The sequence below is a fragment of the Chitinophaga sp. W2I13 genome, from assembly GCF_050434005.1.
Taxonomy (GTDB): domain Bacteria; phylum Bacteroidota; class Bacteroidia; order Chitinophagales; family Chitinophagaceae; genus Chitinophaga.
In genome coordinates this window covers 4,194,846-4,207,611 of sequence record NZ_JBNPWD010000001.1, presented here as the reverse complement: position 1 = coordinate 4,207,611, position 12,766 = coordinate 4,194,846, and the positions used below count along the sequence as shown (strand labels likewise).

Genomic DNA, 12,766 nt, shown 5'->3' with positions numbered 1-12,766 from the left:
AATATGAAGTGGAAGATTCCGGAAAGTAATATGAAAGGCGTTTCAGTTATTATTTGCTGCTATAACAGCGCTTCCCGGCTGCCGCAAACATTAGCGCATCTGAATGAACAGGTAGTTCCGGAAGATTTTTCCTGGGAGATTATATTAGTTAACAACGCCTCAACAGATAACACCGTTGAATACACCAGCACGGTGTGGAAGGAAAATAAACCGGCGAACGCCACCTGCCGGGTAGTGGAGGAGCTTACACGCGGGCAAATGTATGCCCGGAAAAGAGGCGCCAGGGAAGCTAATTATGAATGCCTCATATTTTGTGATGATGATAACCTGCTGGATAAAAACTACGTTTATCTTTCATGGCAGGTGATGTTGAAAGATAAAAAGATAGGAGCTGCAGGCGGACAAAATGTTCCGGTAACAAATTCGGCAGCTTATCCCGACTGGTTTGAAGAATATAAAGATAAATATGCCATTGGCATTCCCGCGGAAGAATCGGGCGATGTAACACATCGCGGGTTTGTGCTCGGCGCCGGGCTGATTACCCGCCGGGCGCTGTTCCTGCAGGTATTTGACGACAGGTACCCTTCCCTCCTGAACGGCAGGAATGGGGAAAAACTCACCACCGGCGACGATTTCGAATACTGCAAACGCCTGCTCCTGTGGGGGTTTACTTTATATTATGATAAAGATCTGAAGCTGAAACATTTTATACCGGCAGAAAGATTAACAATAGATTACAGGGACCGCCTGATGGACGGCATCCGCGAAGCCACAAAAGTGCTGAGCGTGTACGACAGGGCGCTCTTCTTGCACAACAAAAACAAACATAAAAACAGGTGGCGCTTACTCGCAATAACTCCCTTCCGGATACTGCTGGCAAGAATAGGTTTATCTAAAAGGGATCTGACAACAGAAAGACAGGTACTCTTTTACCTGTCGCCATTTGCACGCGAACAGGACGAAGTAACCAGCTCAATTAAAAAATTCTTAAATAATAAATGATGGCAAGAGAAAGAAGAAAGCAGTTTAAGGTATTCTCTTTTTATAATCATAAAGTAAATCCCCGCGTACCCCGGTACCAAAAAGCGGTGTTTGGTAAATTCGGAGTACCGGTACATCATATTATTGATGAACAATTCAGTCATGGCGATTTTCTGAATCATATATGCAGAACCGTTACTGATACCGACTACCTGATTTTTTTTGATATTGATTGCGTGCCCACGCGTAAAGAGTGGCTATCTGATCTTTTGGAAGATCTTCGCGAACCCCGTACCATTGCCGGCGCCGCGCAAACGGCTAATCACCTGCGCGATGCAAAAAACCTGTACGTTTCGCCATTCTTCTTCGGTATTTCCACGGCTTATCTGAAAGAGCTGGGATACCCGGATATGAATATGACAGAAGATATGGATGCAGGGCAAAACCTGACAGAAGAAATTATCCGGCAGGGCGGCCATGTAAAATACTGGTGGCCCACCCATATCGAAGACGAGCAATGGTATCTGCATCATCCGGAACATAATAAATTCGGATACGGCACTACTTACAACGATCGCATTTATCATGCGTTCCTGTCGCGTCACGATTTATCGCAACGCTTTATAAAGAAGTGTAAATCAATATTACCGTTATTTACCAAACTCCGTTTGAAGCTCACGGATAAAAAACAATCTCCTCCCATAGGACAATAAAAAAAGCGTCTCCTGTTAAAGAGACGCCTTCAGGTAAATATTATTATACTCTTCCCATTACCGGGTCGCTCATGCTTTCTTTCCCGGTTTCCACCCTGCCGGCATAGCGCTGTGCAAACACGTCACTGCCGGTGGTCTTTACAGAGAAATCGTACCAGCCGTGGCTTTTAGCCAGATCTATTACTAAGGTGGCGGTTGTTCGTGCGGCTACTGTTTTCTTCAGCACGCCTTTGTTATACCCCAGGTCGCTGATGGTAAAGGTAGCCGGCTGTGTGCCGCGGTTTACCAGTTTCAATTCTACGTTCCCGGTCAGCTTCTTACTGTTGGTAAGGGTCCGTTGATAGCTGCACTGGATTTCCACCTGCGGGTCGCCGGCATCGCCGGTAAACTCGCGATAAAACCCGTTGGGGCCATATACTCTCAGGTGATAATGCGCGTCTTCAAAAGACGATAGCGGCCAGGTATCTTTCAGTTGGTCTCCTGCCTTCACAGCGTACGACCAGGTGCGTACCGGTTCCATTGTTTGCGTGGTTTCCTGCAGGTATTTGCCGGGCGCATATACATTGAAGGGAGCGCCGGCAGCCCGGTCGCCAAATACCTTGCTGGCCGCTTCAAAACTGATCTCAAACGATTGCCTATCCGCTCCCAGTTTTCCGCCTACGTATAATTCATAAGGCAATGCGTTGGCAACACGGATACCTTTCTCCTGTTGTGGCATCCATTCTGCTGTGGCGGGATTGGCGTTGATCTTCGCAATTTCCTCCGCAGTGAGCAACTTAAATTCATCCGGCAGCTTCTTGAACTTCGCATTGTAGATCGTTTCAATGAACTCGTTCCTTTCAGGAAATGGCACTGATATTTTTTCCCCATTAAAAGGACGGAATACGGAAGTAAGATCACTGCACACCGTACGGCGCCAAGCAGAGATGTTCGTTTCTTTAACTGGCTTACCGGTTTTATGCTCCAGGAAATGCTCCATTAACTGCAGGATGGAAGTATGGTCGCATACCTGTGAATTTACATAGCCACCACGGCTCCAGGGTGATGCAATTACCAATGGTACGCGGTATCCAAGCCCGATAGGGCTTTCCCTGATTTCATCTGCGCTGAGATATTTCTTTGCTTCTTCTTCCGCACGTGTTACATATTCAATACCGGTATCAATTCCTGCAGACACTTTGCCGGTACCGGGTTTATGCGGTGCGGTAAACGGAGGTACGTGGTCGAAATAGCCATCATTCTCATCATAACATAAAATGAAGATGGTCTTTTTCCATACCTCTTCCTGGCGGGTAAGGATATCCAGTACCTCAGATACGTACCAGGCGCCATACCATGGCGATCCAGGGTGATCGGAGAATTCGCCCGGTGCCACCAGCCAGGAAATAGTTGGCAGCCTGCCCTCATTTACATCTGTTCTGAACTGGTGGAGGATATCTCCTTTTGGCACCTGCACAGTTCTTTCCGTGTCTCCGTCTTTGTAGGTGAGAGTTTCCAGCTCATGGTAATCAGGATCGCCAATATTGGTGGTAAATGCTTTTTTATGAAGATTTTGCGCGCGCTGCGGCAATTTTGCAAAATTAGCCGCTGTAAACTTTTCTGCATCAGACTTTGCTCTTTCCAGTTCCGCTTTACGCTGATCCAGTTGCTTTTGCAGCTTGGTGGCTTCCTCCCCGGAAGTGCCAGCCAGTTTGGATGCCAGTGTTTTTATTTCAGCGGGCAGTTCTTTGATTTTGCGTTGCAGGTACTGGATATGCCCCGCTGCGAAACGAACATTATAGGCAGCGAACCACTCTATAGGGTTATCGGTAAAGTTGGCCAGCATGCCGTCCTTTTCCCCTTCCAGGCCCGCGGCGCTGATTTCATTCTGGTAAATTTTCCAGGAAACGCCGTTGTCTTCCAGGCGTTCGGGGAAGCTGGTCCAATGCGCTTCCCGGCCATAGTCCACATCTTCGTTCCATACGTTAGCTTTGGAATCAGCCTTCTGCTCATCTCGCAGGGTACCCGTCCACAAATAAAGCCTGTTGGGCGTGGTACCGGTTAATGAGGAGCAGAAATTCTGGTCACATACGGTAAACGCATCTGCCAGGGAATAATAAAACGGGATATCTTCCCGGTTATAATAACCCAGTGTGAGGGGCATCGGGGCCCAGTCTTTATTGCCTGATTTTTTTACCAGCAGCCACTTATCGTATTTGCCGTTGTTACGGGCATCTACCTGGTTACCCCATGAATGCGGCAGGCTGCTCATCCACGTAGCCTTTGTTTCTTTCAGGTTAAGCCGGAAAGGGGCATACGTTTCATTGTTGGCATTGCTCTGCAACCACACCAGGTTTTTATTGGGCAGCTGGATAGCACGTGGATCATTGTAGCCCCGTACTCCGCGGAGCGTTCCATAACAGTGGTCAAAGGAGCGGTTTTCCTGCATCAGCACTACAATGTGTTCTGCATCCAGGAACGTGGTACCCGGCTTGGGATCAATGGCCATTGCCCGCTGGATAGACGCCGGCAGGGCACTGAAAACGCCGGCAGCTCCGGATAGCAACGCCGCCTTCTTAATAAAATCTCTTCTGTTATCCATTATTCGTTGAATTTTTCATGTACACTGTAAAGGGATTACGAAAGATGGAAAATAGTAAAAATCCTGTGCTATACGCAACTTACTATGAAGAATGGCTGTTATTTTATTATTATGGTTCCGGTTTAACGGAAATAAAAAAGGCGCCCGTTTCCACGGAAGCCTTTATATATGTTGAGAAATGGTAAAGCCGGTTTACTGCGCAGAAGGTATCAACACAATTTTCACTCTCACTTTGGTAGCCGGTTTTTGTGAGTTAACACCGTTTACACCTTTGATATCTACTTCTACTGCCTGATCATCGTGAATAATGAAATAAGACTGATTGTTATACACCTGCGGCAATAATTCAAATGACTGTGGTACCACTGTTGGGTTGCTGGCATCATATCTGGCCATAGAAACGATCACACCATCCAACTGGTTTACATTATTTAATTCCGATACAGGAATGGAGTAAAAGTAAACGCCGGTAGCAGCATCAAATCCCCAGTCGTTCGGGTTTATTTCAAACAAAATCGTTTGGTTAGGGATGACTACTTCATTGGTTGTTTTTGTGCAACCGGGCAATATAAAACCCAGTAACAGCAGCGGCAGGTAAAACCATGTTTTCATATTGAGTTGCTTTTAATTTATTTTACCAAATACAATGCCATAAACATATAATTCCGCGCTAATCCGTATTTTTATGGTATGTTACTGCGATACCCAAAGGCCTTTGAACATATACCGGCCGTCCGGCAACAACATGCCGGGAAGTCACTGGTGGCGTGGTTCAGGCAATCTAGTGAACCCGGTGAAGAACAGGGGTTTCTTACAGAAAACTCCCTTGTGTTCATTCTACGGGGCACCAAGCATATGCACTTCCCGGAAGGTGATATTATTGCACATGCCGGCGACCTGGTGCTGCTGAAAAGAGGCGTGTATCTGATGACCGATTTTATTACGGATGGCACCGATTACCAGTCGCTTTTACTCTGCGTAGATGATACCTTGCTCCGTTCCTTTATCAGTGAAGATGGCATATCCGCTCCTACCACACAAGCGGGATCCCCGGTAGTCATCTCCTGTAAAAATAACCTGCTGCAAGTGCGGAACAGCATCCTGGATTACCTGGAGCATCCCAACACCCATACCACCCGGTTGCTGGAACTGAAAATACAGGAAGTACTGCTGCTGTTGCTTTGCGGCGAACACCGGCAATCTGTCCGGGCATTCCTTTCCCATCTTTTCGACAACAGTGCGGAAAATATTTCCCTGATCATCCGCAATAACCTTTTTCAACCTTTTACCCTGGAAGAATATGCGAAAATGTGCGGGCTAAGTCTTAGCAGCTTTAAAAGGGAATTTGCCCGCCTGTACGATGCTCCTCCAAAAAAATGGATCAATGAAGAACGGCTGAAACATGCCCGTGAACTCCTCCTGCATTCCCGCAACAATGTCAATGAAATCGCCTACGAGTGCGGCTTTGAAAATGTATCTTACTTTATAAAACAATACCGGCAGCTATACGGCACTACACCCAAAAATGCACAACGGGCTAAAAATGCTATTTTCTGAACGATTCCTGCTACTGCTCCATCTCCGTCGGATATACCTTTGATAAAAATATTATCAACTATGAAACGTATATCCGTATTGGCTTTCATCCTGATGGCCGGTCATACTTTTGCACAACAAAAACTCAATAATTCCGCATTTATGCACGCGCCGGAAAGCGTAGCAACAGACAACAACAGCTATTATATTGCGGACATTGGCGAAGGCGGCAACCCCACCAAAAAAGATGGTAACGGGATCATTTTCCGTATGGACAAAAAAGGCAACGGCACCGTCTTCGCAAAAGGACTGGATGCACCTAAAGGCGCTTTTATCCTGCATCACACGCTCTTTGTAGCAGATATCGATAAAGTAAAGGGATACGACCTGAGCACCGGTAAACAGTTATACAATATCAGCTTAGCACCCGCCACCGTTTTCGTGAATGATATCACCGCCATCAACGACACTACCCTGGTGGTTTCTGCAACTGATGTAAATAAGCTCTTCCTGGTGTATCCCGGTAAAAATCCGCGCGTTGAGGAACTGGTATACACCACGCCCATAAAAGGTACCAATGGTGTGACATATGACGCCCGCAGTAAAAAGCTGTATGTGTGCGGCTTTGGCGGCAATAATAAACCAGATGGACAAATTGGTTATATAGATATGACAGCAACGGAGAAAGTATTCAAACCCCTCACCAGCCGGCCGGGTTATTATGATGGCATTGCACTTGCAACACATAATACACAGCTGATCGTATCCGACTGGGTAGCTTTTGAGAAGAAAGGAATACTGCTTAAACTGGACCTGGCCAGTGGCCTTATCACCACGCTGAATGAGGAACTGATTGCCGGCCCGGCTGATTTTACACTGGATGCCACCGGTGCGGCGATTGTACCTGCTATGCTGGAGGGAAACGTGTTACGGTACAATATCTCAAAATAAAAATATTTCAGTGGAGGAAGTGCGCTTCCTCCACTGAAAATAATGCTTACAATCTTACCTGTACACCGGCGGTTCCGCCAATATATCCACCATGAAATTTGTCGTTGTTCCTATGCTCGGACCATACATAATGGTTGCTCAACTCCGCTCCCACAGCATGTTCCGTTTGCACGAAATTAAGCGTAGGCCCGGCAAATACTTCTACCCTGCTGCCGAAGCGGTAGGCGGGAAATATGCCCAGTGTTTGACGGTGATAATATCCTTTTTTGAAATCGGAAAGCACCAGCGTGGTGGCTTCTGCATTGATCCTGAAATGTGACAACAATGGAAGATGCGCACCAATACCCGCCTGCAGGGCGTACAGCGGATTGGGATTATCTTTAAAGTTATATCCCACTCCGAGAATACCGTACAATATTCTTCCGCCTGATTTGAAAGAGGCAATGGTGGTGGCAGTTTCATCGATGCTTACACTCACCTGCTTTTCCCCGCCTTTCACGATGTTGATCACACCAATCGGGCATTCGCTGCTGTCCGCGATGTTAATAAAACCTATCTGCACGCCTTTCACCTTTTTGGCAATATTCAGGAAACCGGTTATCTGTGTATGCACATTCTCCGCTTTATTCATAAAGCCGGCTATCTGTACGTTGGCATCTTTCTTTACAATATTTGTAAATCCTGCTACCTGCGCCTGTGAATTATTAGCGCCCATATTCATAAAACCTGCTATCTGCGTACCTTTTACATCCTGGCGCACGAGGTTGGCGAAACCTGCCATCTGGAAACCTTGCAAACTGCCGGACAGGTTCAGGAAACTTGCCACCATAACGCCGTTGGCGCTGGTTTTCACCTGGTTCATAAAACCTGCTACCGTAACTGCGCGAAACGTTTTACCAATGTGATTGGAAAACCCCGCTACCTGTACACCGGTAGCGCTGTCTTTGATGATATTGGAAATACCCGCGATAGCCGCGCCTGTTTCAGCTTTGGACATGCCGGCAATAATATGTAATGAAAAATGATTGGTATAGGCTGCTGCATTTTTTCCATTGCTGCTCAACGGGTATACAAAACCAATATGCGCAGGACTGGTAAGCGGCGTTTGCGCGTAAGCCGCTGTGACAAAGAATAAAACGGAAACAAAAAAACAAATGATCCGGCTGCTGAAGTAAAATGTTCTCATGGTGTGTTAGTTATTTCGTACTGTATAACGACACGTTGAAGAACTTATACCCCTATGCGGAAAATGAAATTTAAAAAAGACTGATACCAGCCTGCCATCCCAGCCAGGAAGTAACTGAGTTGCCTATATTAAAAGAGGGATAGTGCGCACCAAAATCGACCGACTTATAACCGGGCATGGGTCTTATTTTATCGTCAAAATAAATCGCCATCGCGGGCCCTGCAAATAAGCTGATGCGTTTGGATAGTTTCACCTGGAGAGAAGGCTGTAAACGGAAGATCTGTGTATTACGCTCCCAGCTGCCCAGGAAAATATTCTGCGCGGTAATTTCTGTAGATAACGACAACGTTTTATTAAACGGGATAATTTTACCGATACCATATCCCAGCGACCATGCCTTATTGTTTTCGCCAAAATCCCCGCCACCCAGCAGGATGCTGTATAGCTCACTGCGACCGGCTTTCCAGGCGATATTAAAAGGCAGCACATCTGTACTGAATAACACCACTTTTTTGTACCCTTTACGCACAATATTGATGATGCCGATACTATACCCCGTTACCGTATCTGCAATATTTACCAGCCCAATCTGCACACCATCCATTTGCCGCGCATAGTTAAAAATAGCGGCAATCTGCACGCCTTTCATCACCCCACGGTTAATATTGCCGCCACCTGTAATCTGCGCACCATAAACGTCTTTTGCGTTATAATTGGCCAGGCCGCTCAGTTGCAGCCCGTCGAGATTTTTACCGTTATAAGTAATTCCACCGGCTACCTGCCAGCCTCGTGTATTACCTCGTATCACACCCGCGATCCCTTGTATAGATGCCCCATTCATATTTCCGTATACCTGGCCAATACCGCCGGTGATTTGCACACCTTCCATGTTGCCTTCCGTGATATTGCTGATACCAGCCACCTGTACGCCCTTCATGGAGTCCAGTACATTATTGTGAAAGCCTGCCAGTTGCACGCCTTTGGTTTTTCCTCCAACTACATTCACCATGCCGGCGATTTGCACATGCTGCATATCGTTTTTCACAATATTGAAAACAGTACCTATTTCCACGCCATCTACCCCGGCAGCATAGCCACCAAGCATGTTCATGGAAAACTTATTCACTACCTGTCCGCTCATTTTGCCATGGGTTCCCAAACCCGGCGTGAGAGACACCTGGTATGGCTTGTCAGCCAGGAAGCCACCAATATTCAAGCTGGTCAGCTTCTGACGGGAAGATAAAAACATGTTACCGAACCAGGTTTTTTCCACGTGCGAGTGCCCGGTTATATCCACCACTTTCAGCTGATAAGTAGCAGGAGCAATACTTACAGTAATTTCCTGGTCGTAGCCAGTAGTAAGCAAAAGAGAAGTATCTGCATAGAGGTCCTTACTAACACTAATGGCTGCGGTAGGATATTTATCCTTTAACCGCAGCCTGAAGAAACCGTCGTTGTTTGTTAGCGTAGAAATGAGTTGCTGTCGTTCATACACACTCGCATTGGGTAGCCGTTGTCCTGTTTTCCGGTCCGTGACGACCCCGCTGATCAGGTAGTATACTTGTCCCGACGATTTTTTCAGCAGGATGATATAGTTCCCCGATTCTTTATATAAATAATCACCGTTGAATAAAATATCGAGTACCTGTTTTACCGTTTTATTTTTTTCGGAGATGCTTACCAGGCTATCCTGTGGGAGGATGGTACTGAGATACGAGAAATAAAAGTTGCCCTGCTTGCTGATGGTGGTAAGCACTTCCGAAAGTGGCCGCTGCTTCGCATCGATGCTAACCGTTTTGTTCAGTAGCTGCTGGGCCGCCAGTGGAAGTGAAAAACAACAAACAAATAATAATGTCAGCAATTGCTTAGGTAGTAACATACAGTACGAAGGCTATTATTTCAGTGTGATTTGTGATCCCTGTTTCTCCACGGTGATCTCGTAAGTAAGCCCGATTACTTTTAAAGTGCTATCCAGCGAACTGTTGGTAAAGGTAGAGTTAATCTGCAGATTGCGTTTATCGTTATTTGCAATAACAATGTTTACGCCATATGCTTCATTCAGGATCTCCACCAGTTTCCATAAAGGAGTGTTATTGCATACAAATGTTTGGGTGCGGTAGTAGTTATACAATTCATCTGTATTACTTTGTTTGCTGGGAGCGGTCTCCTGGTCTGTTACCACCGCTTTTTCATGTTGCTTCAGTTGTACGCTGTTATTGTTTTTTGTTACTTCCACGGCGCCGCTTTCCACAATTACTTCTGTTTTACCGTGTATACTTTTAACATTGAAAGAAGTACCTAATACCGTCACTGTTACATCATTCACCTTTATCACGAATGGTTTTCCGGGGTCCTGTGCCACGTTAAAAAAAGCTTCGCCTTCCAGTTTTACCGAGCGTTGTTTCCTGTTGCCGGCATAGGTAATAGTAGACTTTTTATTCAGTGTTACCTGGGAGCCATCCGGCAAAACGTCCTGTTTGATTTGTTCCCCGGAGCTCACGATCAGCGGGGTATTCCGGTTTTGCGAAATAAACCAGGCGCCGGCAGCGCCTATCATGACAATGAATATGGCGGCAATGCGGAGTATAGGTCGCCAGGCAATGCCGGTATCCAGTTTTACGATGCGGGTGGTATTTTCGTTGGTGCCTACCCGTTGCTGGAAGCGCGACCATGCATCACTTTCACTCACAGTGCTTACTGCGGCCAGTTTACGGCTCTCCTCCCATATCAGGCGGAAGTGTTCAAAATAGCGCTGGTGCTCCGTATCCTCTGCCAGCCATGCGTTTACGGCTGCTTTTTCGGATGGTGTGGTAATGTCCAGCAGGTGTTTTACCAGCAGGTCGTCGTTTATATGTGTAGATGTCTTTTTCACGGATGCACTTTTACAGGTGGAGCAAAATTAATAACAAGGGCAGAAAATCTACCAGGTTGAGTCGTAATAAGCGCAACGCTTTGCCCATCTGATTTTCCACAGTTTTTATAGAGATATCCAGGCGATCTGCTATTTCCTGGTATTTCAGTTCTTCGAAGCGGCTGAGCTGAAAAACGGTGCGACATTTTTCAGGTAGTGCCATTAAAGCTGCGTCCAGCTTCTCTTCCAGCTCCCGCAGCATTACTTTGCCGGATGCGTTACCGGTATCATGGTCATTGCTCATCTGGTATTTGGTATGTGCCTGGTGGGTAGCCTTCACTTTCTGGTGCCGCAGATAATTAATGCACTCGTGATACACTGCCCGGTATAGGTACCCCGAAACAGATTGCTTTATTTTTATATCACCTGATTTTTCCCACAGCTTACAAAAGACATTCTGTACCATCTCTTCCGCCATCACTTCGTCTTTTAATAAGGTACATGCATAAGCATGCAAGCCTTTAAAATGAGTTTTAAAAACCTGTTCAAATGTTAATGAGTTTTCTATTACCGGTGCTGCAGTGTTACCCGGATTTATAAATTCCATGCCTAGGGTTTGATATCTAACGTCAAATATAATTCCTTCTGCCAATTGAACTGATTTATTATACGACACCTTTCTAAGCACTTACCCCTACGCGGAGTTTGTCTTTCTCAGGATTTAACTGATTATGCGGATTATCTTGATTTTATTTTTTTGATTTTATAATGATTATATAATATATAAACCAATGTTTTATAACATGTTATTAAGTAATCTGAAAATCATGCAAAAACAAAATCAAGGTAATCCGCATAATCAGTTAAATCCTGAGAAAGACAACCTTCGCGCGTCACTTTAACATTACTTTATATTCGTGTTAAAGAATATTTCACAACTGGACGATTATTATTGTGGAAATTATCCCGATGAAATTTATCTGTACACTTTGCCTGTTACTGTTAGGAAGTACTGTTCTGTTTGCCCAGTCCAAAACGGGCTACATCAATTTTCAACAAATGATTGGTATGATGCCGGAAAGTAAGCTGGCAGGAGATTCATTAAATATCTTACAGGAAAAGCTGAATGCCGACGGGCAGCAGCTGGTGGCCGAGTACACGAAGAAGGTGACTGATTTTGACAGTACCCAGCATACGTTAAGTCCGGCTATAAAGGAAGTGAAAGTATCTGAGATCAAAGCGCTGCAGGCCAATATCCAGAAATATAAAGAGATGTCCGAACAGGCAATGAATACCAGGGAGCAGCAATTGCTGACACCTATTCTTGATAAAGCAAAAAAGATTTTAAAAGCGGTAGCTAATGAAAAGGGCTATACGCTGGTGATTGATAACTCCAGAGACGCGGTGTTGGTATCCGCAGAAGCCGATGACCTGATGTCAGCAGTCAAGGTGAAGATGGGAATCAGGTAGAAGGGCATTTGAATATTTAGTTATTTAGTTATTTGACTGGTCTCAATGCCTGATGAATCTTCCGCCATTCTGATACTGATAATGTGGATGGCCCGCAAATAATTAAATAACTAAATGTCAAATGTAAAATAAAGAGCTATATGTGTAAGCCATGTGCCAGCAGCGTTTTCCACTGAGGATTGCTGCGTACGAATTCAGCCACTTTTTTGCTGGAAGGCACCATACGGATATTCTGTGCAGAAATTTCCTCCATAACTTTTCCCAGCATCATTGGCAATACACCCTGCTTTTCCAATACCGGAGGCACTTCTGCACCAGTCAGGAAAATACGGCTTCCGTTTCTTTCGTAAATAACTTTAGCCATTTGTCCGGCGATATGCGCCTCAAACTGCCTGGCCTCTTTGTTGTCAATAATTTTAAAATCCTTCATGATCATAATTATTTTTTACATGATGTTTCTAGCGGTAGCATACTAAAGGGAAGTATCTTATGCAAAG

The 12,766-nt window shown here is 45.5% G+C and carries 12 protein-coding genes; 5 read left to right on the top strand and 7 right to left on the bottom strand.

Going from position 1 to position 12,766, the window contains the following annotated elements; translation table 11 throughout:
- Positions 1-3 precede the first annotated feature (3 nt).
- Both QFZ48_RS17575 and QFZ48_RS17570 read left to right on the top strand, forming a co-directional pair.
- A complete protein-coding gene (locus tag QFZ48_RS17575) occupies positions 4-1,002 on the top strand; it encodes a glycosyltransferase (RefSeq protein ID WP_429063099.1) in 999 nt (332 codons plus the stop codon).
- Positions 999-1,694: a hypothetical protein gene (locus tag QFZ48_RS17570; protein ID WP_429050770.1), complete on the top strand. Its 696-nt coding sequence runs from the start codon at positions 999-1,001 to the stop codon at positions 1,692-1,694. Before QFZ48_RS17575 ends, QFZ48_RS17570 begins: the two co-directional genes overlap by 4 nt.
- Before the next feature lie 43 nt (positions 1,695-1,737).
- On the opposite strand, the gene QFZ48_RS17565 is transcribed toward QFZ48_RS17570, so the two are convergent.
- The gene (locus QFZ48_RS17565) at positions 1,738-4,275 is read right to left on the bottom strand and encodes a phosphocholine-specific phospholipase C (protein WP_429050771.1); all 2,538 of its coding nucleotides are present in this window, start codon (positions 4,273-4,275) and stop codon (positions 1,738-1,740) included.
- 192 nt (positions 4,276-4,467) lie between these two features.
- Complete coding sequence (locus QFZ48_RS17560; protein WP_429050772.1) at positions 4,468-4,887, bottom strand: hypothetical protein; 420 nt, start codon at positions 4,885-4,887, stop codon at positions 4,468-4,470.
- Between the two features lie 78 nt (positions 4,888-4,965).
- Here QFZ48_RS17560 and QFZ48_RS17555 point away from each other — a divergent pair, with 78 nt between their 5' ends.
- Together QFZ48_RS17555 and QFZ48_RS17550 are read left to right on the top strand one after the other, a co-directional pair.
- Entirely contained in the window at positions 4,966-5,832 is an 867-nt protein-coding gene (locus QFZ48_RS17555; RefSeq protein ID WP_429063098.1) for a helix-turn-helix domain-containing protein, read from the top strand.
- Positions 5,833-5,892: 60 nt separating this feature from the next.
- The gene (locus tag QFZ48_RS17550; protein ID WP_429063097.1) at positions 5,893-6,762 is read left to right on the top strand and encodes a hypothetical protein; all 870 of its coding nucleotides are present in this window, start codon (positions 5,893-5,895) and stop codon (positions 6,760-6,762) included.
- Between the two features lie 46 nt (positions 6,763-6,808).
- On the opposite strand, the gene QFZ48_RS17545 is transcribed toward QFZ48_RS17550, so the two are convergent.
- The 4 genes from QFZ48_RS17545 to QFZ48_RS17530 all read right to left on the bottom strand — a co-directional run bounded on the left by QFZ48_RS17545 (position 6,809) and on the right by QFZ48_RS17530 (position 11,406).
- Positions 6,809-7,948, bottom strand: coding sequence for a hypothetical protein (locus QFZ48_RS17545; RefSeq protein ID WP_429063096.1), 1,140 nt, complete (start codon positions 7,946-7,948; stop codon positions 6,809-6,811).
- Positions 7,949-8,018: 70 nt separating this feature from the next.
- Positions 8,019-9,827 (bottom strand): STN and carboxypeptidase regulatory-like domain-containing protein, encoded by a 1,809-nt coding sequence (locus QFZ48_RS17540; protein ID WP_429050776.1) that lies wholly within the window; start codon positions 9,825-9,827, stop codon positions 8,019-8,021.
- 15 nt (positions 9,828-9,842) lie between these two features.
- Positions 9,843-10,820, bottom strand: a complete 978-nt coding sequence (locus tag QFZ48_RS17535; RefSeq protein ID WP_429050777.1) for a FecR family protein — start codon at positions 10,818-10,820, stop codon at positions 9,843-9,845.
- A 10-nt stretch (positions 10,821-10,830) separates the two neighbouring features.
- Positions 10,831-11,406, bottom strand: a complete 576-nt coding sequence (locus tag QFZ48_RS17530; RefSeq protein ID WP_370908352.1) for an RNA polymerase sigma-70 factor — start codon at positions 11,404-11,406, stop codon at positions 10,831-10,833.
- A gap of 362 nt (positions 11,407-11,768) precedes the next feature.
- On the opposite strand from QFZ48_RS17530, the gene QFZ48_RS17525 reads away from it, so the two are divergent.
- Entirely contained in the window at positions 11,769-12,269 is a 501-nt protein-coding gene (locus QFZ48_RS17525) for an OmpH family outer membrane protein (RefSeq protein WP_429050778.1), read from the top strand.
- A 136-nt stretch (positions 12,270-12,405) separates the two neighbouring features.
- Here the strand turns inward: QFZ48_RS17525 and QFZ48_RS17520 are convergent, their stop codons facing one another.
- Positions 12,406-12,699, bottom strand: coding sequence for a GNAT family N-acetyltransferase (locus tag QFZ48_RS17520; protein ID WP_159454320.1), 294 nt, complete (start codon positions 12,697-12,699; stop codon positions 12,406-12,408).
- Positions 12,700-12,766: the final 67 nt, after the last annotated feature.

Coding starts and splice junctions, on each gene's coding strand:
- QFZ48_RS17575 (WP_429063099.1), top strand. CDS start 4: ATGAAGTGGAAGATTCCGGAAAGTAATATGAAAGGCGTTTCAGTTATT.
- QFZ48_RS17570 (WP_429050770.1), top strand. CDS start 999: ATGATGGCAAGAGAAAGAAGAAAGCAGTTTAAGGTATTCTCTTTTTAT.
- QFZ48_RS17565 (WP_429050771.1), bottom strand. CDS start 4,275: ATGGATAACAGAAGAGATTTTATTAAGAAGGCGGCGTTGCTATCCGGA.
- QFZ48_RS17560 (WP_429050772.1), bottom strand. CDS start 4,887: ATGAAAACATGGTTTTACCTGCCGCTGCTGTTACTGGGTTTTATATTG.
- QFZ48_RS17555 (WP_429063098.1), top strand. CDS start 4,966: ATGTTACTGCGATACCCAAAGGCCTTTGAACATATACCGGCCGTCCGG.
- QFZ48_RS17550 (WP_429063097.1), top strand. CDS start 5,893: ATGAAACGTATATCCGTATTGGCTTTCATCCTGATGGCCGGTCATACT.
- QFZ48_RS17545 (WP_429063096.1), bottom strand. CDS start 7,948: ATGAGAACATTTTACTTCAGCAGCCGGATCATTTGTTTTTTTGTTTCC.
- QFZ48_RS17540 (WP_429050776.1), bottom strand. CDS start 9,827: ATGTTACTACCTAAGCAATTGCTGACATTATTATTTGTTTGTTGTTTT.
- QFZ48_RS17530 (WP_370908352.1), bottom strand. CDS start 11,406: ATGGAATTTATAAATCCGGGTAACACTGCAGCACCGGTAATAGAAAAC.
- QFZ48_RS17525 (WP_429050778.1), top strand. CDS start 11,769: ATGAAATTTATCTGTACACTTTGCCTGTTACTGTTAGGAAGTACTGTT.
- QFZ48_RS17520 (WP_159454320.1), bottom strand. CDS start 12,699: ATGAAGGATTTTAAAATTATTGACAACAAAGAGGCCAGGCAGTTTGAG.